Below are 19,418 nucleotides of genomic sequence, written 5' to 3' on the forward strand. Positions count from 1 at the left end.
GTTTCCTCAGGCAGCAACGAGGGGGGCGACCGCCTCGTTCTGCCTGATCAGGACTTGTCGCGTATCTGTGTCAGCGTGCGGGTCGGTGTGATGGCTTCGGGATCGAGCCTGATCTCGACGATCGCCGGTTTGCCGCTGGCGCGTGCGCGTTCGAAGGCCGGCGCAAAGTCTTCGGTCTTTTCGACGGTCTCGCCATGGCCGCCATAGGCGCGGGCGAGGGCGGCGAAATCCGGGTTCTTGAGGTCGGTCGCCACGACGCGGCTCGGATATTCCCGCTCCTGATGCATGCGGATCGTGCCGTAAATGCCGTTGTTGACGACCACCACGATGATCGGCAGGTCGTATTGCACGGCGGTCGCGAACTCCTGCCCGTTCATCAGAAAACAGCCGTCGCCGGCAAACGCGATGACCTCGCGATCCGGGTATAGGGCCTTGGCCGCGACCGCGGCCGGCGTGCCGTAGCCCATCGAGCCGGAAGTCGGCGCCGCCTGCGTGGCGAAGCGGCGGAAGCGGTGGAAGCGATGTACCCAGGTGGCGTAGTTGCCGGCGCCGTTGGTGAGGATGGCGTCTTCCGGCAGCGCCTTTTCCAGATAGGTCATGATCGGCCCCATCTGCACAGCGCCGGGGCCGGTCTGAGGCGGCGTCGACCATTCGAGATAGGCGGCATGCAGCTTTGCCGTCTCCGCCGCCCAACCGGGCGCGGCCGGACCTTTGCGTCTGGCGAAGGCTCGCACGAAGGCGGCGGGGGAGGCGTTGATCGCCAGGGTCGGCCGATAGACGCGGCCAAGCTCGCCGGCGTCGGCGTGGACATGCACCAGCATCTGGTCCGGGTAAGGGCTTTTCAACAGCGTATAGTCCGAGGACGGCATCTCGCCCATGCGGCCGCCGATGAGCAGCACCAGGTCTGCCTGCTTGACCGTTGCCGCCAGCTTCGGATTGATGCCGATGCCGACATCGCCGGCATAGTTCGGATGCAAGTGGTCGAACAGCATCTGGCGGCGGAAGGAGCAGCCGACCGGCAGTGACCAGGCCTCTGCGATACGGGTGACGTCCTGAACCGCTTGAATATCCCAGCGCGTGCCGCCCAGGATGGCAATCGGCCGTTTGGCGGCATTGAGCAGGGCCTCAAGCCGGTCGAGTTCGGCTTCACCAGGGCTTGTTTCGACCAGCGTATGAGCCAGCGCCGTTGGGGCCTCGACCTCGCTGGTCAGCATGTCCTCGGGCAGCGAGATGACAACTGGGCCAGGGCGGCCTGACGTCGCCACCGCGAAGGCGCGGGTGACGAATTCCGGGATGCGTGAGGCATCCTCGATCTCGACCACCCATTTGGCGATGTCGCCGAAGAAGCGCTTGTAGTCGACCTCCTGAAAAGCCTCGCGCTCCTTGGCGTGACTGGCGACCTGGCCGATGAACAGGATCAGCGGCACCGAATCCTGCATGGCGATATGAATGCCGGCCGAAGCGTTGGTGGCGCCGGGGCCGCGCGTGACAAAGCATATGCCGGGCTTGCCGGTCAGGCGCCCCTGGCAGTCGGCCATCATCGCCGCTCCGCCTTCCTGACGGCAGACGATGGTGCGGATCGGCGAGTCATGCAGCGCGTCGAGCACCGCCAGATAGGATTCGCCAGGAACGCAGAAGATGCGGTCGGTGCCGTTCGCTTCGAGCGCCTCGACGATCAATTGTCCGCCCGTTTTCATTTTGCTGCTCTCTCCAGTTCGGCAAGGATTTCCTCAGTGTGCTCGCCGAGACGCGGCGAGGGGCGCTCATAGACGAGCGGCGTGCCGGACATCACCATCGGCGCACGTACCGAAGGCAGCAAATTGCCATGGCCGTCCTCCAGGTCGAGCTTCATGCCGCGCGCGATCGTCTGCGGGTCGGCGAACATCTGGCCGATCGTGTTGATCGGGCTTGCCGGCACGCCGGCTGCCTCGAGCTTCGCCAGCAGCGGATCGCGATCCCACGTGCTCAGCTTCTCGATGATCCGCTCGCGCAGCTTGGCGCGATTGGCGACGCGGGCGGGGTTGGTGGCGAAATCGGAATCGGCGGGCAACTCGGTCAGCCCGACCGCTGCGCAGAACTTGGTGAATTGTCCGTCGTTGCCGACCGCGAGGATGATATGGCCGTCCCTGACCGGCAGCACCTCGTAAGGCGCGATGTTCATATGCGCGTTGCCCATCTGCACGGGCGACTTGCCGGAGACCAGATAGTTGAGATTCTGGTTGCCGAGCGCCGAGATCTGGCTGTCGAAGAGCGCCATGTCGATATGCTGGCCTTCACCGGTCCTTTCTGCGTGGCGGAGCGCCGCCTGGATGGCGATCACCGAATAAAGGCCAGTGAACAGGTCGGAGATGGCGACGCCCGCCTTCTGCGGCTCGCGGCCGACCTCGCCGGTGATCGACATCATGCCGGCCATCGCCTGGATGATGAAATCGTACCCAGCGCGGGGCGCGTAGGGCCCGTCCTGGCCAAAACCGGTGATCGAGCAATAGACGAGACGCGGGTTGATCCTCTTCAGGCTTTCATAGTCGAGCCCGTATTTCTTGAGACCGCCGAGCTTGAAGTTCTCGATCAGCACGTCGGCCGTGGCGACGAGGCGGCGGAGGGTGTCGGCGCCCTCGGGCTTGGAGAAATCGATGGCGACCGAGCGCTTGCCGCGATTGCAGGAATGATAGTACGCCGCCGAAAGGTTCTCGCCGTCATGGCTCATGACGAAGGGCGGGCCCCATTTGCGGGTGTCGTCGCCGCCGTGCGGGCTCTCCACCTTGATGACATCGGCGCCGAGATCGGCGAGCAACTGCCCGGCCCAGGGGCCTGCCAGGATGCGAGCGAGTTCGATGACGCGGATGCCTTTCAGCGGGGGTTCAGCCATGGATCACCGTGAAGGGTTGAAAGCGCAGCGTCTACCAACAGAGGTCGCCCCTGTCACGACCCATGCAATGGGCCAATGCCGCTAGAGTTCAGCGTATGATCCGCCCAGGCGGCGAAATCATTCATGATGATGTCACGGTTGACCTCGTTCAGGCTCTCGTGGCGGGTGTCGGCGTAAACCTTTGAAACCAGATTCGAAAAGCCCATTTTGCCCATACGCCGGGCAAGGTGGTGAACCGCTTTGCCGTAGTCCGATGCCGGATCCTTCTCGCCGCCGATCAGATTGACGAAGAGGTCGCGGCGCACGCCGGCGAAGCTAGAATCCCTGCCGGCGTAGAGCGCCAGGTTGACCACATCGCGCCACATGGAGACCGAGGCATCCCAGCCGCAGAGCGGGTCAGCGATGTATTTGTCGACCTCGACCGGATCACGCGACAGCCAGTCGAACAAGGTCCGGTGATTGGGCACGGCCTTGCCCCAGGCCTGGAAGGTCAGCTTGGGCAGCAGCCAAGATGGCACGTCGGAGCCCAGCCGCATCCTTTCCCAGCCCAGGATGGCCAGGGCCAGCCGGCCGAGCAGGCCTTGCGAGAAATTGCCGTTCCAGATCACGGCGGCATGGACGCGACCGGAGTGGCGGAGGACGAAATTCAGCGCGATCGAGGCGCCGAGCGAATGTCCAAAAGCGATGACCGGCAATCCCGGATGTTCAACGGCGATCAGATCATGCACCGCGCCGACATCGGCAATCACCTTGGCGATGCCGTCGGTATCGGCGAACCGGCCGAGCGGCGCATCGGGCGCCTTTGTCGCGCCATGGCCGCGATGGTCATGGGCGTAGACATGGAAGCCGCGCGCGCCGAGGAAGTCGGCAAAGCGGGCGTAACGCGCCGCATGCTCGGCCAAGCCGTGATTGATCTGGATGACGGCGCGCGGGGATACCTGCGCATGTCTCACATAGAGGTTGAGGTCGGCCTCGGTCGGTGAGGCCAGCCTGGTCTGCTTGTCGAATGGCATGTCTCGCTCCCTTGGCGACTGATGGGCGAGGGCTTCGGCGGCGTCAAGAGAGCGCGATCCTTTCGAGCCATGTGGAGTGCGCTTATCGCTCTCCTGGGGATTATTTTCGCGCGACGACAAAGATCGCAATTCTGACACGTCGCCTGTTCTAATGTGGCGAATCCGATACGGTTCGATGATCGCCGGGAGAGCGGGAATGCGGGTTTGGGCAGTATGGGGTTCGGTTGTTCTGGCCCTGGTTGGTGCCGGCGCGGCTCAGGCCGATGTGAAGATGAGCGGCACCTTCGTGGCCGACAGCGCCTGTCCGGCAACGCAAGCCATCAAGAGCGGCAAGAACTCCGGCAACGTGTCTACCCAAGCGGGACAGACCTATCAGCTTCTGGCAGGCAACAAGGACGAGCCTACCCATTATCTCATCCAGGTTCCTGGCGCCGATCCGGAGCGACGCTGGGTGAAGATCAACTGCGGCCATGTCATCGGCGGCAGCGCGTCCGCCACGCCCTCGCCGGCCGATCCGATGAAGCCGTCGCAACCTGGTTCCGGCAAGCCTGAATATGTGTTCGCGCTGAGCTGGCAGCCCGCATTCTGTGAGACCAAGGCCAACAAACCCGAATGCAAGGCGCAGAATCCCAACGAATTCGATGCTTCGCACTTCACGCTGCATGGGCTGTGGCCGCAGCCGAACGGCAATTTCTATTGCCAGGTGTCGGCGGGCGACAAGGCCAACGACAATCCCGCGCATTGGGGAGATTTGCCACCCGTCGAACTCGACGCCAACACGCGCGCCGAGCTCGACCAGATGATGCCGGGCACGGCGTCCAAGCTGGAGCGCCATGAATGGATCAAGCACGGCACCTGCTACGGCAAGAGCCAGCAAGAGTATTTCTCCGACGCGCTCAATCTGATGCGCGCGGTGAACGCCTCGCCGGTGCGCGATCTCTTTGTCAAAAACATCGGCAAGCAGCTGACATCGGAGCAGATCCGCAATGCCTTCGACCAGGCCTTCGGCAAGGGCGCCGGGGACCGCGTGCGCGTCTCCTGCCTTGTCGATCCGTCGAGCGGAAGGCGGTTGATCGGCGAGCTGACGCTCGGTCTCTCCGGTCCGATCGGCCCCGACAGCAAGCTCGCCAGCCTGCTGATCGCCTCGGCGCCGACGAGCAAGGCGGGCTGCCCGAAGGGCACGGTCGACGCGATAGGGTTCCAATAGGGCGCGTGCCAGGCCCGGATCTGGCGGCCGAACCGAGCATGATCGCCGGCTGGTGAAGATCGCGGCGTGCCGAAAGCGATTGCCGTTCGGCGCTTCATCGCCTACATAGCGCGCAACCCCACCCAATTCGACAGTTCAGTTTCAGGGAAAGCGCGCGTGGCTCGCCAGTTCATCTATCACATGTCAGGCCTGTCGAAGGCCTACGGCACCAAGAAGGTGCTCGACAACATCCACCTGTCCTTCTATCCGGACGCCAAGATCGGCATCCTCGGCCCCAACGGTTCGGGCAAGTCGACCATCCTGCGCATCATGGCCGGGCTCGACAAGGAGTTTCAGGGCGAGGCGTGGCTGGCCGAGGGCGCGACCGTGGGCTACCTCGCTCAGGAGCCGCAGCTCGACAACAGCAAGACCGTGCGTGAAAACGTCATGGACGGCGTCGCCAGGAAGACCGCCATCATCGAGCGCTATAACGAGCTGATGATGAACTATTCCGACGAGACGGCGGACGAGTCGGCCAAGCTGCAGGACGAGATGGACCGGCTGAACCTGTGGGATCTCGAGCAGCAGGTCGAGATGGCGATGGACGCCCTGCAGTGCCCGCCGGCCGATTCCGAAGTGACCAACCTCTCGGGCGGCGAGCGGCGCCGGGTGGCGCTCTGCCGGCTGCTTCTCGAGCAGCCCGACCTTTTGCTGCTCGACGAGCCGACCAACCATCTCGACGCCGAGACCACGCAATGGCTGGAAAAGCACCTGCGCGACTATCCGGGCTCGGTGCTGATCATCACACACGACCGCTACTTCCTCGACAACGTCACCGGCTGGATTCTCGAGCTCGACCGCGGCCGCGGCATTCCCTACGAGGGCAACTACACCAAATATCTGGATGCCAAGGCCAAGCGCCTGATCCAGGAAGGGCGCGAGGACGACGCCCGCCAGAAGGCGATCTGGCGCGAGCGCGAATGGATCCAATCCTCGCCGAAGGCGCGCCAGACTAAGTCCAAGGCGCGCATCAAGGCCTACGAGGAATTGGTCGAGCAGTCGCAGAACCGCAAGCCGACCGACACGCAGATCGTCATCCCGTCGAGCGAGCGCCTCGGCAATGTCGTCATCGAGGTCGAGGGCCTCAACAAGGGCTTTGCCGACGAGCTTTTGATCGAGGATCTGTCGTTCAAACTGCCGCCGGGCGGTATCGTCGGCGTCATCGGCCCGAACGGTGCCGGCAAGACGACGTTGTTCAGGATGATCACCGGCCAGGAAACACCGGATGCCGGCTCGATCCGCAAGGGCGAGACCGTGAAGCTCGGCTATGTCGACCAGAGCCGCGACGCGCTCGACCCGAACAAGACTGTTTGGGAAGAGATCTCGGGCGGCGCCGAGGTCATCAAGCTCGGCAAACACGAGGTCAACAGCCGCGCTTACTGCTCGTCCTTCAACTTCCGCGGCGGCGACCAGCAGCAGAAGGTCGGCAATCTTTCCGGCGGCCAGCGCAACCGCGTGCATCTGGCCAAGATGCTGAAGGGCGGCGGCAATGTGCTGCTGCTCGACGAACCGACCAACGATCTCGACACCGAAACGCTGGGCGCGCTGGAAGATGCGCTCGAAGCCTATGCCGGTTGCGCGGTGATCATCAGCCACGACCGCATGTTCCTCGACCGTATGGCGACCCACATGCTCGCCTTCGAGGGCGACGCGCATGTCGAATGGTTCGAAGGCAACTTCGAGGAATATGAGAAGGACAAGCTGCGCCGCCTGGGCGCGGAGGCAGCAACCCCGCACCGTATGACGCACAAGCGGCTGACGCGGTAGCAAAGTCCATGGGCGGCGAACAAGTATGAGGCTCCGAATGGCTGACTGGTCCGCCGCCCAATATCTGAAGTTCGAGGACGAGCGCACGCGGCCCGCGCGGGACCTGGCAGCACAAGTTCCGGTCGATTTCCCGCGCCGCGTCGTCGATATCGGCTGCGGTCCGGGCAACTCGACGGAGCTGCTGGTCGAGCGCTGGCCGGATGCGGAGGTCAGCGGCTTCGACACCTCACCCGACATGATCGAGAAGGCGAAGGCGCGGCTGCCCAACGTGAATTTCGCTCTAGCCGATGCTTCCGCATGGCAGCCGGCACAGCCCGTCGACGTGATCTTCGCAAACGCGGTCTTTCAATGGCTGCCGGAGCATCCGGCGGTGTTCCAGCAGCTGATCGGGCTGCTCGCGCCGGGCGGCGCCTTGGCCATCCAGATGCCCGATAATTTTGGCGAACCCTCGCATCGGTTGATGCGCGACACCGCGGCCGAGATGCCGTTCTCGGCCAAGCTCAGGAGCGCCGCCCGCGCGCCGCTGCCCCCGGTTTCCTTCTACTACGATCTTCTGTCGCCGCTCGCCGATCGCGTGGATATCTGGCACACGATCTACAATCATCCGTTGGCCGATGCCGAAGCGATCGTCGAATGGGTCAAGGCGACGGGGCTGAAGCCGTTCCTCGATCCGCTCGACGCGGACGAGAGAAAGACATTCCTCGAAAGCTATACCGCAAAGATCGCAAAGGCCTATCCGAAGACGGCGACCGGCAAGGTGCTGCTGCGCTTCCCGCGCATCTTCATCATTGCCAAGCGGGCCTGACCGTTTCCGGTCAACTCATCGCGATAGCCGGAACTGCGATTTAGGCTGGCATAAACCGGCCAAATGCGACAAGGGTAGCGCGCTCCGGCACAAAGGCCGTGCCTCGGACGGATTGGACATGCATCGCGTCATCATCAGCGGCATCGGCGCCGAAATCCCCGAGCCTGTCATCACCAATGAAGAGCTGGTCGAAAGCTTCAACAGCTGGGTCGACACCGAGAATGCGCGCCGCGCCGTCACAGGCGAGACGCTGCTGCAGAAGTCGGACAGCGACTTCATCGTCCATGCGTCGGGCGTGCAGACCCGCCATGTGATCGAACGCGAAGGCATCCTCGATCCAACCCGCATGGCGCCGCGCATTCCGGCCCGGCCGGACGACGCGCTGTCGCTGCAGGCGGAGTTCGGCATCGCTTCGGCCAAAAAGGCCATCGCCCATGCCGGCGTGGAAGGCTGGGATATCGATCTGGTGATCTGCTCGGCCTCGCATCATCAGCGGCCTTATCCGGCGATCGCCATCGAGATGCAGCAGGCCCTGGGCACCAATGGCGCCGGCTTCGACATGGGGCTCGGCTGCTCTTCCGCCGCGGCGGCGCTGCACATCGCGGTCAACCTGGTCAGGGCAGGGGCGCACAAGCGCATCCTGGTGTCGACGCCCGAAATCATCACCGGACATCTCAACTTCCGCGACCGGCAGACGCATTTCATCTTCGGCGACGCCTCGGTCGCCATGATCGTCGAAGGGCTCGACCAGGGCGAGAAGCGGCCGGGACGCTTCGAGGTGCTCGACACGCGCACTTGGACGCAAATGTCGAACAACATCCGCACCAATCTCGGCTACCACACCCGCACTGCCCAGGACGATCCCTACCAGATCAACCTCGAGGGCAATCTGATCAAGCAGGTCGGCAACAAGGTGTTCAAGGAAGTCACGGTCGCGGGCCACAAATTCATCGTCGAGTTCCTGGCCGAGCATGGTCTGACGCCGCAAGGCATCCGCCGCTTCTGGCTGCATCAGGCCAATGCGCGCATGAATGCGATGATCCTGAAACTCGCCTTCGGCCATGATGTCGACCATGACCGCGCGCCGATGGTGCTGGAGCGGCTTGGCAACACGGCGGGCGCCGGCGCCATCGTGGCACTGTCTGAAAATCATGCGGACATGAAGGCCGGCGATTTCGGCCTGCTCTGCGCCTTCGGCGCAGGCTATTCGATCGGCGGCGCGCTGCTGAGGATGTTGTAAACCGGCTCAGGCGGGAACGAACGGCACCAGCATCGGCACGCGCCTGGCATAGTCGTCATAGGCGGGGCCGAGCTCGCCGCGCAGGAAGCTCTCTTCCAGCCTGGCCTTGACGACGATGCCGACGAGCAGCAGGGCAGCGCCGGCAACACCCCAGACAGTGCCCTTGGCTGCCATGGTGGCGAGGATCGACACCAGCAGGCCGGTGTAGATCGGGTGGCGGACCAGCCGATAGGGACCGCTGTCGACCACGCGGTGATCGGCTTTGGCGGTGACGGTGCCCGACCACAGCCGACCGAGATGCAAGCGCGCCCACCAGGCGAAAGCGATGCCGATCGCGATCAGGGCGACGCAGATCCAGCCCTCGGCAAGCGTCGGCGTCCACAGCCGCAATCGGCCGACATAGCCGTGCGCCGGCGCGAACAGCAGAAAGGTGCCGGCCAGCCAGAGAACCCGGTAACGGGCCTCAGCCTTGAAGTCCGCGCGCTTTTGCGCTGGATCGGCCCACGCGGCGGCCAGCACCCAAGACACCACCCAGGCCAACCAGAGCGCGGCGATCGCATGTTGAACCTGCATGATCTGAACCCTCCCAAGTTTCGCGCCGCCATTTACGCCGCCGGCGCGGCGGCAATGCGGCGGAACGTGAAAGCGTGCGGCATCTTCAGGTAAGAAAGTCGTGATCGCCATCAAGCGCTGTGATCGGATCATCAGCGCTTTCGACTGGACCGAGTAGCCGAGCGTCTCTAGACCAACGCTATGCAGGAAACGAACCTAGAGCTTTTTCCGTCGGCGGAGCCGACGGCCGACATCGTCGCCGGCCGCAAGCTGACAGCATTGGCAGCGGCACTCTATGCCGCGCAGTCCGATCATTTCGAGACAAGGCCCGTGGACGAATTGCGCCTTGGCTTCGACGGGATCGAGGGTGACTTCCATGCCGGCGCGACGCGGCGCTCCGGCGGGCGCGAGCCCTGGTACCCGCGCGGCACCGAAATGCGCAACGAGCGGCAATTGTCGCTCGTCGCCGCGGATGAGCTCGCCATCGTCGCCCACCGCATGGGCCTCGAGGAGATCAAGGCGGAATGGATCGGCGCCAACCTGATGATCGAAGGCCTGCCGCATCTTTCCATGCTGCCGGCGGGGTCGCTGTTGTTCTTCAACGGCGGCGTGACGATCAAGATCGACGGCCAGAACAAGCCCTGCCGGGTCGCCGGGCAATCGATCGCCGAACATGTCAACGCGGCGGATCGCGACGCGACGGCCTTGCTGTTTCCGAAGACGGCGAAGAGGCTGCGCGGTCTGGTCGCCTGGGTCGAAAAACCCGGCATCATCAGGACCGGCGAAGAGATTTCGGTGCGGGTGCCGGAGCAGTGGATCTATCGCGCGTGATCGGGCTTCGGCTTTGGATATCGCCGGTTCAAGTCTCGCTCTGAGTGAACTGTTGGAGTGGCTTTGGTTGTCATCCGTAGCGCACTGCGCTGGACCAGGCCGGATCCTCGTGCTTTTGCCAGTAGAGGCGCATCAGACGCTCAGTGATCGCCCCGACCTTGCCATCGGCAACCGGAGCACCGTCGATCATCGTGACGGGCATGATGCCGCCGGCCGTCGAGGTGATGAAGACTTCGTCGGCTGACTTGAGCGCGGCCACGCTGACATCCGCGGCAACCGCAGGCAGTCCCGCCTCGGCGCACAGGTCAAACACGGTGCGGCGCGTTATGCCGGGCAGTACGCCGACGGCGGGCGTGGTCAATTTGCCTGCCCTGACACAGAACACGTTGAAGCCTGGACCTTCGGCGAGGTTGCCGTTGAAGTCGAGCACCAGCGCGGTGTCGGCGCCGCGGTCATAAGCGTCGTAGAGCCCGCGCACCAGGTCCAGCCAATGGTAGTTCTTGATCGAGGGATCGATCGAGGCAGGTGGGATACGGACCTTGTCGCTGATCGCGACGTGGAGGCCGCTTCGCAATTGTTCGGCATTGGCGACCGAGCCGAAGGGGACGGCGAAAGCCATGAACCGGTTGATCGCCTGACGCGGATCGCGGCTGAAGGTCGGCGAGGCGCCGCGCGTGCACAGCATCTCGACATAGGCGGCGCGATGGCCGGACAGCGCGACGCAATTGTGCAGGATTTCGGCAATGCCGTCGCGGTCGAACGGGATGGTCATGCGAAGCTTTTCCAGCCCGCCGAAGAAACGGTCGAGATGCAGATCGAGACGGAAAAAGCGGCCGTCCCAGACATGGACCGTGTCGTAAGTGGCGTCGGAATGCAGAAAGCCCCAGTCCAGCACCGACACCTTTGCCTGCGACATCGGCAGATATTGTCCATCGAGGTAAGCGACGCCGTTGGGATAGGCATGCGGATCGAGATGACGCTCTGACAGAACGGGTAGTGGCGCGGCAGGCGCGGGGGCGGCTTGGCTCATTTCGCTCCATCTTCGTCGTTGTGGAAAGGCAGGTTAGCGTCCAGCTTCGAATGAAGTAAGAGCCAGGCCAACGGCGCTGTCTAGCCTAGCCTGTGCTTTACTCGTCCTCGTCATCCTCTTCCAGCAGCCGCGTCGCGCGCCAGCGGGTCAGCACCTCATTGGTCTCGTCGATGACAAAGAAGCGTGCCGAGTCGCGGTCATAGCCTTCGGCCAGCAGTTTGTCATAGTCGGTATGGGTGTGGCGGACATGCGCGATGGTTGCCAGCCACACCGCGATCGTCGGCGGCAAGCTCTTCATATGCACGGCTCCGGCATCGGCGCGGATTTTTTCCATGTCGGAATAGGGGGCGAGCGGCAAGAGCGCGGTGAGCGCCTTGGCAATCGCGCGGCGGCGGCCGGTCGGCGCGCTCATTTCTCCTCGCGTCCGGCAATGGCCGCCTCAGGGAAGGCATCGGTCGACGCATAGTAGGGCTTGATGTCGACGACCGGCGTGCCGTCGAGCACGTCGATGGCGTCGATCTCGATCCGGCCTTCCTCGATATCGAGCGCGACGAGCTTGGCGATGTGCAGGCCGACAGGGTTCGGCCGGGCAGGGGAGCGCAGCGAGAAAACGCCTTTCGGTTCAGCCGCATGGCGCGGCTTCTGCACAATCAGATTCCGTGGGGCATGATCGAGCCAGGACAGGATGACGATGTGGCTGGCGCGATCGAGGTTCTGCAGCCCCCGGCGGTAGGGCTTGTCGATCAGGATGGCCCCAGTCCGACCGGTCTCGCGGGCGGCGCGCATGTTCTTGGGACAATCCTCGCGGCTCGTCCAAGGCGAGGCGATCCGGCCGATGAAGACGACATGGCCGTCCGGCGGCAGATTGGCCGGGTCGTTTTCCAGGAGCGTCTCGTCCTCGCGTCTCTCGAACATCGTTCAATCAATCCGCGGACGCATGGCCTGCAATGCGCGGACCATGGCTGCGCCATTTTCTTGTCCGAGAGCGACATAACGCTTGCCAGGGTTTTAAATTCGACATAAACATATCTTTATATCTTTCAGCGAGAACCTTTCATGCATGTCACGCTCGACACGATGGTAGATACATTGAAGGCGGCTGCCGAATCCAGCCGCCTGCGCATTCTGGTGCTGCTGTCGCGCGGCGATCTCACGGTCTCCGACCTTACCGAAATCCTTGGCCAGTCGCAGCCGCGCGTCTCACGGCATCTGAAGCTACTGCTCGATGCCGGGCTGATCGGCCGCTACCAGGAAGGGTCCTGGGCCTTTTTCAGGCTGTCGGACACAGACAGCTCGCGCGATTTCGTTCAGCGGCTCGTCTCGGGCGTGCGCGAGGCCGATCCGCAGGTGGTGCGCGACCTGGAGCGGCTGGCCGCTGTCAAGCGCAAGCGGCAGGACCGGGCCGCGGAGTATTTTTCGGAGAACGCCGCCAGCTGGGATCGCATCCGCTCGCTGCATGTGCCGGATCGCGCGGTGGAAGCGGCACTGCTCAAGCTTGTCGGCAAACGGCCGTTCCAGTCGATGCTCGACCTCGGCACCGGCACGGGCAGGCTGCTGGAGATCTTCGCGCCGCTCTACCGGCGCGGCGTCGGCATCGACATGTCGCGCGAGATGCTGACCGTGGCGCGCGCCAATCTCGACAAAGCCGGCGTCGCCAATGCGCAGGTGCGCCAGGGCGACATCTTTTCGCCGCCGGTCGAGCGCAACGCCTTCGATCTCGTCACCATCCACCAGGTGCTGCACTATCTCGACGATCCGGCCCGCGCCATCGGCGAGGCCGCGAGGCTGCTGCGTCCGTCCGGCAGGCTGGTGATCGTCGATTTCGCGCCTCATAATCTGGAGTTCCTGCGCGACCAGCACGCGCATATGCGGCTCGGCTTTTCCGACCGGCAGATCGCCGACTGGTTCGAGGAGGCAGGGCTTGACCTCGAAGAGAGCCAGGAGTTCGAGCCGCGCGGCCAGGCCGAGGCGAGACTCACCGTCAAGCTCTGGTTGGGTCGCGATCGCCGCCTGCTGATCGCCGATCCGTCCAACGACACACTTCCAGCAAGGGAAACAGCCTGATGAACCAGTTCCGCTTTTCCCGCCGCCCCGACATTGGCGACAAGGTCCGGGTTTCGTTCGAGTTCTTCCCGCCCAAAACGGATGAGATGGAAGCAAGGCTCTGGGACACCGTCACAAGGCTCGAGCCGCTCAAGCCGCGCTTCGTCTCGGTGACCTACGGTGCCGGCGGCTCGACCCGAGAGCGCACGGCGCGCACCGTGAAGCGCATCCTCAATGAGACGACGCTGACCCCGGCGGCGCATATGACCTGCGTCGACGCGGCCCGCTATGAGGTCGACGCCGTCATCCAGGAATTCGCCGACTTTGGCGTCACCCGTTTCGTCGCCTTGCGCGGCGATCCGGCAGCAGGCGTGGGCACCGCCTATCGTCCGCATCCCGATGGTTATGCGAACGGCGCCGAACTGGTCGGGGCGCTGAAGAGCGTCGGCGATTTCGACATCTCGGTCTCGGCCTATCCGGAAAAGCATCCGGAAAGCCCGGACTTCGCCACCGACATCGACATGCTGAAGCGCAAGGTCGACAATGGCGCGACGCGGGCGATCACCCAGTTCTTCTTCGACAACGACCTCTACGAGCGCTATGTCGAGCGCGCGCGCCGCGCCGGCATCTACATCCCGATCGTGCCGGGTATCCTGCCGGTGCACAACTTCACCCAGGTCGCCAATTTTTCCTCCCGCTGCGGCGCGCTGGTGCCGGCCTGGCTGGCCGAGCGCTTCGAAGGGCTGGAGAACGATCCGCAAACGCATGCACTGGTGGCCTCAGCGGTCGCGGCGGAGCAGGTCCATGATCTGGTCGAGCGCGGCGTCGGCGATTTCCATTTCTACACGATGAACCGTGCCGATCTGGTCTTCGCCGTCTGCCACATGATCGGCATCCGCTCGCATGAGGCGGAAGCGGCCGGCTCGGCCGCGGCCTGATCAAACTCGCCGAAAAGTGTGCAGCGGTTTTGCGAAACGACATGCATCCAAAACAATGATTGAAACGGAAAAGGCCGGGCGGAACCCGGCCTTTTCGAATCGGTTGGACTCATCCTCGGTGTTGGTCTTCCCGGCTTCGGCGGGTCAGGGAAGAACGCCCATGATAAGGGCGCCGATGAATGCAAACGCAGCACAAATCATCAATGCGTTGATTGGCCTCGTCAGTCCCATGCCATAGCCTCCTCTTAAGAGCTATGGCCCGAATCTAGAGTCATTTGGGTCACAGGCAAGCGGAAAATGTGCTGCATTGCGACGTGATTGTGGAATTTGCGACCTCGAATTTGCCGTTAGCCATTGAAACTCTTCGGCAAAAATCGATCCAAGAGTTTGTGAATAAATTATGGCGAAGCCGTGGCATGGCACCGCTACGATCGGCCGAACAGGCGCCCGTCAATGGTGATCAGACCGACTCCGATCAGCGCCATGCCGCCCATTTCGAAGAGCTGCAGCCGCTCGCCCAGAAACAGGAATCCGAGCAGCACGGCACTCACCGGTACGATCAAAGTGACCAGCGAGGCGTTGGTGGCGCCGGCCGAGGCCACGAGGTTGAAATAGAGGATGTAGGCAAAGGCTGTGGAGAGCAGGGCCAGCCCGAGCACCGCGGCCCAGACTGGCGGCGAGACCGAAAACATTCCGGTCGGGCCGTAGGCAATCAGCACGACGGGGATCATGATGATGGTCGATGCGGTCAGTTGCCCGGTGGCGATGACCGGCGCTGGCACCCCCTTGAACCAGCGCGCGATCATCAGGGCAATCGCGTAGGACACCGAGGCGCCGATCAGCGCGAACTTGGCCCAGACCGGCTCGCCGAGATCGTCAGCCAAACCAGGACCGATCATGACAGCTGTTCCTGCAACGCCGAGCGAGACGCCGGCCAGCTTGTTCCAGGACAGTTTTTCGTCAGCGGTGAGCGCATTGGCGAGGAGCAGCGTCCAAAATGGCGTCGTGGCATTGAGCACAGAGGCAATACCGGCGCCGAGCTCGGTCTGGCCGGCGAAGATCAGCGAAAACGGAATGACATTGTTGGCCAACGCCAGCAGGAAGAACAGGCCGGCGTGGGGAAAGGCGAGACGGAAGGACGGGCCGCGGATCGCCAGATAGAGCTGAAGCGCGGCCGCCGCGATGGCGACGCGAAACAGCACCAGCGCCAAAGGATGGATCTCCGCCACGGCAATGCGGGCAAAGAAGAAGGAGCCGCCCCAGATCGCGCCGAGCAGCAGGAGCTGCGCCCAATCTCTGAGCGTCATCGGTCCGCGTGTCGGCGCGGCGCCAGCCGCCATCGTCATGTCGTCACCCCTCCCATGCCGATCGCTCCCTCAATCCGCCGAACCAGCTCCAACCGATATACGGTTCGGTGGCAAGGGCCACCCGAAACCTGCCCAATGGTTTAGCGTGGCGCAAAAGGGTGCGGCCGCTCGCAGGCGAAGGCGAGACACAGAACTGTTTTCTTTGGCGGCTAGCTAGGATTAATTGTGCGCGCCGAGATCAAGGATTCGTCCATGCAGCGATTCGAAAATGCCCGCGAGGCGGCACTGGCGCTTCGTCCGGACGATCCGGTCTATTGCTTCCGCCCGCAGGTGCTTAAGGCCGATGCTTTGCAGTTCATGGGCATGTTCCCGGGCAAGACCGCCTATGCGGTCAAGACCAATGGCGAGCAGATCGTGCTGAAGACGCTGGTCGAGGCCGGCGTGAGCGCCTTCGACGTCGCCTCGCCCGGCGAGTTCGCCGCCGTGCGGGGGGTCTCGCCCGAGGCCGAAATGCTCTACATGCATCCGATCAAGGCGCAGTCGGACATCAAGCTGGCGCTGGAGAAATACGGCATCCGCGTGATTTCGCTCGATCATGAGGACGAGATCACCAAGCTGACGCGCGTGGTGCGTGCGCTCGACATCGATCCCGGCGCTCTCACCGTCTTCGTGCGCATCCAGACCAAGGGCCACGCGGCCTATGAGCTGTCCAAGAAATTCGGCGCCGGTCCCGCCAATGCGGTGGAGCTTGCCGAGCGGCTCAACCGTACCGGCTACAAGGTCGGGCTGTGCTTCCATGTCGGCAGCCAGATCGAGGACCCCGACACCTACGAGCGCGCGTTGGCCTCTGCCGACTGGGTGCGCAACCGGCTGACCTTCGACATTGCCGGGCTCGACGTGGGCGGCGGCTTTCCGGCCGAGTACGGCCACGATCCCAACCGCAAGCACATCGAGATGCCGTCGCTCGGCCAGCTCATGTCGCGGCTGGCCGGCGACCTCAAGGAATACCGGTTCGACGAGATGCCGCTGGTCGCCGAACCCGGCCGCGTGATCGTGGCGCGCTGCCTGTCGCTGATCGTGCGCGTGCTCTTGCGCAAGGGCAAAAGGCTCTACATCAATGACGGCATCTGGGCGTCGCTCTCGGATTCATGGACCGGCAAGATCACGCTGCCGGCGCGCTTCATTCCCGATCCGGCGATCCGCACGCGCAATGGCAGCGACAAGACGGTCGTGCCGTTCAAGGTCTGCGGCGCAACGTGCGATTCCGTCGACATATTGTCGAGGCCGTTCTGGCTGCCGGAAACGGTCGACACGGGCGACTGGATCGAGATCGGCCACATCGGCGCCTACTCGCTGTCGCTGAGGACGCGATTCAACGGGTTCTATCCCGACACGTTCGTGGAGGTGACGACGCCGTTCGACGAGGGCGACGCGCCGCAAGGTTTCGCGAGCTTGGAGACGATGGCGGATTGAGCTCCCCCTTCTCCCTTGTGGGAGAAGGACAGGGCGCTACAATTTCGCCAGCAATTCCGGCGTCGGCCAACCGTCCACGGCCATGCCCAGGCGCATCTGCTCCTTGCGGATCGCTTCGCGGGTATTCGTGCCGAGGATACCGTCGACCGTGCCGACATCGTAGCCCTTGGCCTCAAGCTTGGTCTGCAGGGCCTTCATCTGGTCACCGTTGAGGCCGGGCTCGGGCGTGCGCGGGTCGAATTGCGGCGCCCCGGCCAGACGGGTCGCCAGCACCGCAGCGGTGAGCGCGTAAGTGAAGGACTGGTTCCATTCCAGATAAACGTCGAAATTGTCGTAGGTCAGGAAGGCTGGACCCTTGCGACCCATGGGCAAGGCGAGCCCGGCCTTCAGGCCGTTGTCGACGAGCGGCGTGCCGTCCGGATTGGTCACGCCCCATTGGGCCCATTGCGACAGCGGCAGCTTGTTGGTGCGGCCGGTCTGGTCCCAAGGCATGTCGTCGGGAACGCGCACCTCCTCGACCCAAGGCTGGTCGCGCTTCCAGCCGCGCGACAGGATTTTGTCGGCCGTGGTCATGATGACGTCCGCCACGCTGTTCCGGAGATCGACCTTGCCGTCGCCGTCGCCGTCGACTCCGCGGGCGAGATAGTCGGTCGGCAGAATCTGCGTCTGGCCGATCTCGCCGGCCCAGGCGCCCTTGACATCGGCCGGCAGCACGCCGCGGTCGATCAAGGTCAGCAACGGCACCAATTGCGGCCGGAACAACTGAGGGCGGCGGCAGTCATGCGCGAGGGTGACCAGCGCGTCCAGCGTGTGGAAATCGCCCTGCACGGCGCCGAAATCCGTCTCCAGTCCCCAGAACGCTGTGATGACGGCCGGCTGCACACCGAATTCCTTGTCGGCGCGCGCGAAGACGTCGGCATATTTCTTGAGGTTGGCCGCGCCCTGCTTCAGGCGATAGGCCGAGATCATGCGGTTCGAGAATTGGGTGAAGGTCTGGGCGAACACCCCTTGAGCGCGGTCGCGCGCCAGCACCTTTTCATCGATCGCGGCATTTTCCAGCGCCTTCAGGCCAACGGCGCCGACGCCGGCTGCCTTGGCTTCCGCGGCCACGCCCTGTTTCCACGCTTCGAAATCGCCGCCGCATTCCTGCGCCGCCGCAGGCCAAGCGAAAGCGCCGACCAGCAGCGCCGCCAGGATTTCAACGCGCAATCGCATCGCTTCCCTTACGAGACCGGGGCATGATCACGGCCGGGTGCGGACGCATCATGCGTAGATTTCAAAATTCAGGAGCGCCGTGCGGCACCCCGGTGGGGTGCGCCGCTCCGCATCGCCAGCGGTTGCAACTATCACCGCCCGCCATGTCGAAAGCAGGCAAGGGGGCCGATGTCAACGGGTGTTCTGCCGCAGCCACTTGTTCCAGGCGGCTTCCGAGCCGTTGAAAACATTGATGTCGGACTTGCCGGTCATGCCGGGCACGATGCCGGTTCCGGTGTACTGCCAAAAGGTGAAAGGATGGCTGCCATACTTCTGGCGCGGATGGCCGGCGACCGAGCGCAGCCAGTAAGGATAGCCGCGGAACGTCGCTAGGTTATTGTCATCGAAGAAGTCGAGCGACGTATAGATGATCGGCTTCTTGCCATAATGGCGCTCGACGATCTCGAGAAAGGTGGTCATCTCGCTGCGCACCGTCGCGGGATCGGGGCGCAGTCGGCAGGTCGGGGACTTCGGGTTCCATTCCATGTCGAGCACCGGCGGCATCGCCGACGGATCTTTCGGAACATTGGCGATGAACCAGCGCGCCTGGGTGGCGGCCGGGGTGCAGAAATAGAAGAAATGATAGGCCGCGCGCGGGAGTCCGACGGCCTTGGTGCGTGCCCAATGCTCGTTGAAATAATCGTCGAAGCGATCGCCGCCCTCGGTCGCCTTGATGAAGGCGAAGGAGATGCCGCTGGCCTTGGCCGTCGGCCAGTCGACAGAGGTCTGGTATTTTGAGACGTCGGTGCCGTGGATCGCATAATTCCACGGCGCGCCGCTGTCCCATTCATGCGGTTTGGAATCTTCGAAACGGGGCGCGCGCAGGGCGACCGTCTGCGATGACGGCGCCAGCGGCGATAGATCGTCCACGGTCGAGCAGGCGCTCAACAGCGTCAGCATCAGGATGGCCGCAAGACGGCGCATGATATCCCCCGAGCCGGGATCAGCCGGCCGCTGATGGGTCCTTCACTGATGGTGGTCGCTTCCGCAGGCCCCCTCCGGACGGTCGCCCCACAGGACCGCCCAGTCTCTCCGTTCATCGCCGAACAT

At 63.7% G+C, this 19,418-nt stretch carries 18 protein-coding genes; 8 read left to right on the plus strand and 10 right to left on the minus strand.

Going from position 1 to position 19,418, the window contains the following annotated elements; genetic code table 11:
- Positions 1-47: 47 nt before the first annotated feature.
- Genes A9K66_RS25340 through A9K66_RS25350 form a run of 3 tightly spaced genes read right to left on the minus strand, consistent with a single transcriptional unit; the run spans position 48 to position 3,882 of the window.
- Positions 48-1,697: a thiamine pyrophosphate-binding protein gene (locus A9K66_RS25340; RefSeq protein WP_067328977.1), complete on the minus strand. Its 1,650-nt coding sequence runs from the start codon at positions 1,695-1,697 to the stop codon at positions 48-50.
- Entirely contained in the window at positions 1,694-2,869 is a 1,176-nt protein-coding gene (locus A9K66_RS25345; protein ID WP_067328979.1) for a CaiB/BaiF CoA-transferase family protein, read from the minus strand. The genes A9K66_RS25340 and A9K66_RS25345 overlap by 4 nt, the downstream gene beginning before the upstream one ends.
- Positions 2,870-2,922: 53 nt before the next feature.
- Complete coding sequence (locus A9K66_RS25350; protein WP_067328980.1) at positions 2,923-3,882, minus strand: alpha/beta hydrolase; 960 nt, start codon at positions 3,880-3,882, stop codon at positions 2,923-2,925.
- 196 nt (positions 3,883-4,078) lie between these two features.
- Between A9K66_RS25350 and A9K66_RS25355 the strand changes: the two genes are divergently transcribed.
- The 4 genes from A9K66_RS25355 (at position 4,079) to A9K66_RS25370 (ending at position 8,940) form a co-directional block, all read left to right on the plus strand.
- The gene (locus A9K66_RS25355; RefSeq protein WP_067328982.1) at positions 4,079-5,089 is read left to right on the plus strand and encodes a ribonuclease; all 1,011 of its coding nucleotides are present in this window, start codon (positions 4,079-4,081) and stop codon (positions 5,087-5,089) included.
- Between the two features lie 156 nt (positions 5,090-5,245).
- Positions 5,246-6,895, plus strand: coding sequence for an energy-dependent translational throttle protein EttA (gene ettA, locus A9K66_RS25360; RefSeq protein WP_067328984.1), 1,650 nt, complete (start codon positions 5,246-5,248; stop codon positions 6,893-6,895).
- A 37-nt stretch (positions 6,896-6,932) separates the two neighbouring features.
- On the plus strand, positions 6,933-7,700 hold the full coding sequence (gene tam / locus A9K66_RS25365; protein ID WP_067328986.1) for a trans-aconitate 2-methyltransferase: 768 nt from the start codon (positions 6,933-6,935) through the stop codon (positions 7,698-7,700).
- Positions 7,701-7,818: 118 nt separating this feature from the next.
- Positions 7,819-8,940: a beta-ketoacyl-ACP synthase III gene (locus A9K66_RS25370; protein ID WP_067328988.1), complete on the plus strand. Its 1,122-nt coding sequence runs from the start codon at positions 7,819-7,821 to the stop codon at positions 8,938-8,940.
- Positions 8,941-8,946: 6 nt separating this feature from the next.
- On the opposite strand, the gene A9K66_RS25375 is transcribed toward A9K66_RS25370, so the two are convergent.
- Positions 8,947-9,513, minus strand: a complete 567-nt coding sequence (locus tag A9K66_RS25375; protein WP_067328990.1) for an isoprenylcysteine carboxylmethyltransferase family protein — start codon at positions 9,511-9,513, stop codon at positions 8,947-8,949.
- Between the two features lie 180 nt (positions 9,514-9,693).
- Between A9K66_RS25375 and A9K66_RS25380 the strand changes: the two genes are divergently transcribed.
- Complete coding sequence (locus A9K66_RS25380) at positions 9,694-10,323, plus strand: MOSC domain-containing protein (RefSeq protein WP_067328991.1); 630 nt, start codon at positions 9,694-9,696, stop codon at positions 10,321-10,323.
- A gap of 70 nt (positions 10,324-10,393) precedes the next feature.
- On the opposite strand, the gene A9K66_RS25385 is transcribed toward A9K66_RS25380, so the two are convergent.
- The 3 genes from A9K66_RS25385 to tsaA all read right to left on the minus strand — a co-directional run bounded on the left by A9K66_RS25385 (position 10,394) and on the right by tsaA (position 12,268).
- Complete coding sequence (locus tag A9K66_RS25385; RefSeq protein ID WP_067328993.1) at positions 10,394-11,353, minus strand: D-amino acid aminotransferase; 960 nt, start codon at positions 11,351-11,353, stop codon at positions 10,394-10,396.
- 97 nt (positions 11,354-11,450) lie between these two features.
- A complete protein-coding gene (locus A9K66_RS25390; protein WP_066990672.1) occupies positions 11,451-11,765 on the minus strand; it encodes a DUF2293 domain-containing protein in 315 nt (104 codons plus the stop codon).
- Positions 11,762-12,268, minus strand: a complete 507-nt coding sequence (gene tsaA, locus A9K66_RS25395; protein ID WP_067328995.1) for a tRNA (N6-threonylcarbamoyladenosine(37)-N6)-methyltransferase TrmO — start codon at positions 12,266-12,268, stop codon at positions 11,762-11,764. Before tsaA ends, A9K66_RS25390 begins: the two co-directional genes overlap by 4 nt.
- A 141-nt stretch (positions 12,269-12,409) precedes the next feature.
- Between tsaA and A9K66_RS25400 the strand changes: the two genes are divergently transcribed.
- Both A9K66_RS25400 and metF read left to right on the plus strand, forming a co-directional pair.
- Positions 12,410-13,417 carry a metalloregulator ArsR/SmtB family transcription factor gene (locus tag A9K66_RS25400; RefSeq protein WP_067328997.1) on the plus strand — a complete coding sequence of 336 codons (1,008 nt, stop codon included), beginning with the start codon at positions 12,410-12,412 and terminating at the stop codon, positions 13,415-13,417.
- A complete protein-coding gene (gene metF, locus A9K66_RS25405; RefSeq protein ID WP_067328999.1) occupies positions 13,417-14,334 on the plus strand; it encodes a methylenetetrahydrofolate reductase [NAD(P)H] in 918 nt (305 codons plus the stop codon). Before A9K66_RS25400 ends, metF begins: the two co-directional genes overlap by 1 nt.
- 425 nt (positions 14,335-14,759) lie before the next feature.
- Here metF and A9K66_RS25410 read toward each other — a convergent pair whose 3' ends face one another.
- Entirely contained in the window at positions 14,760-15,680 is a 921-nt protein-coding gene (locus tag A9K66_RS25410; RefSeq protein WP_067329001.1) for a DMT family transporter, read from the minus strand.
- Positions 15,681-15,893: 213 nt separating this feature from the next.
- Here A9K66_RS25410 and A9K66_RS25415 point away from each other — a divergent pair, with 213 nt between their 5' ends.
- Positions 15,894-17,114, plus strand: coding sequence for an alanine racemase (locus A9K66_RS25415; RefSeq protein WP_067329154.1), 1,221 nt, complete (start codon positions 15,894-15,896; stop codon positions 17,112-17,114).
- Positions 17,115-17,150: 36 nt separating this feature from the next.
- On the opposite strand, the gene A9K66_RS25420 is transcribed toward A9K66_RS25415, so the two are convergent.
- Positions 17,151-18,329, minus strand: coding sequence for a lytic murein transglycosylase (locus A9K66_RS25420; protein WP_067329003.1), 1,179 nt, complete (start codon positions 18,327-18,329; stop codon positions 17,151-17,153).
- Between the two features lie 171 nt (positions 18,330-18,500).
- Entirely contained in the window at positions 18,501-19,292 is a 792-nt protein-coding gene (locus tag A9K66_RS25425) for a GH25 family lysozyme (protein WP_067329008.1), read from the minus strand.
- Positions 19,293-19,418 lie beyond the last annotated feature (126 nt).

The sequence above is a fragment of the Mesorhizobium sp. AA23 genome (assembly GCF_001672435.1).
In the GTDB taxonomy this organism is placed as follows: domain Bacteria; phylum Pseudomonadota; class Alphaproteobacteria; order Rhizobiales; family Rhizobiaceae; genus Mesorhizobium.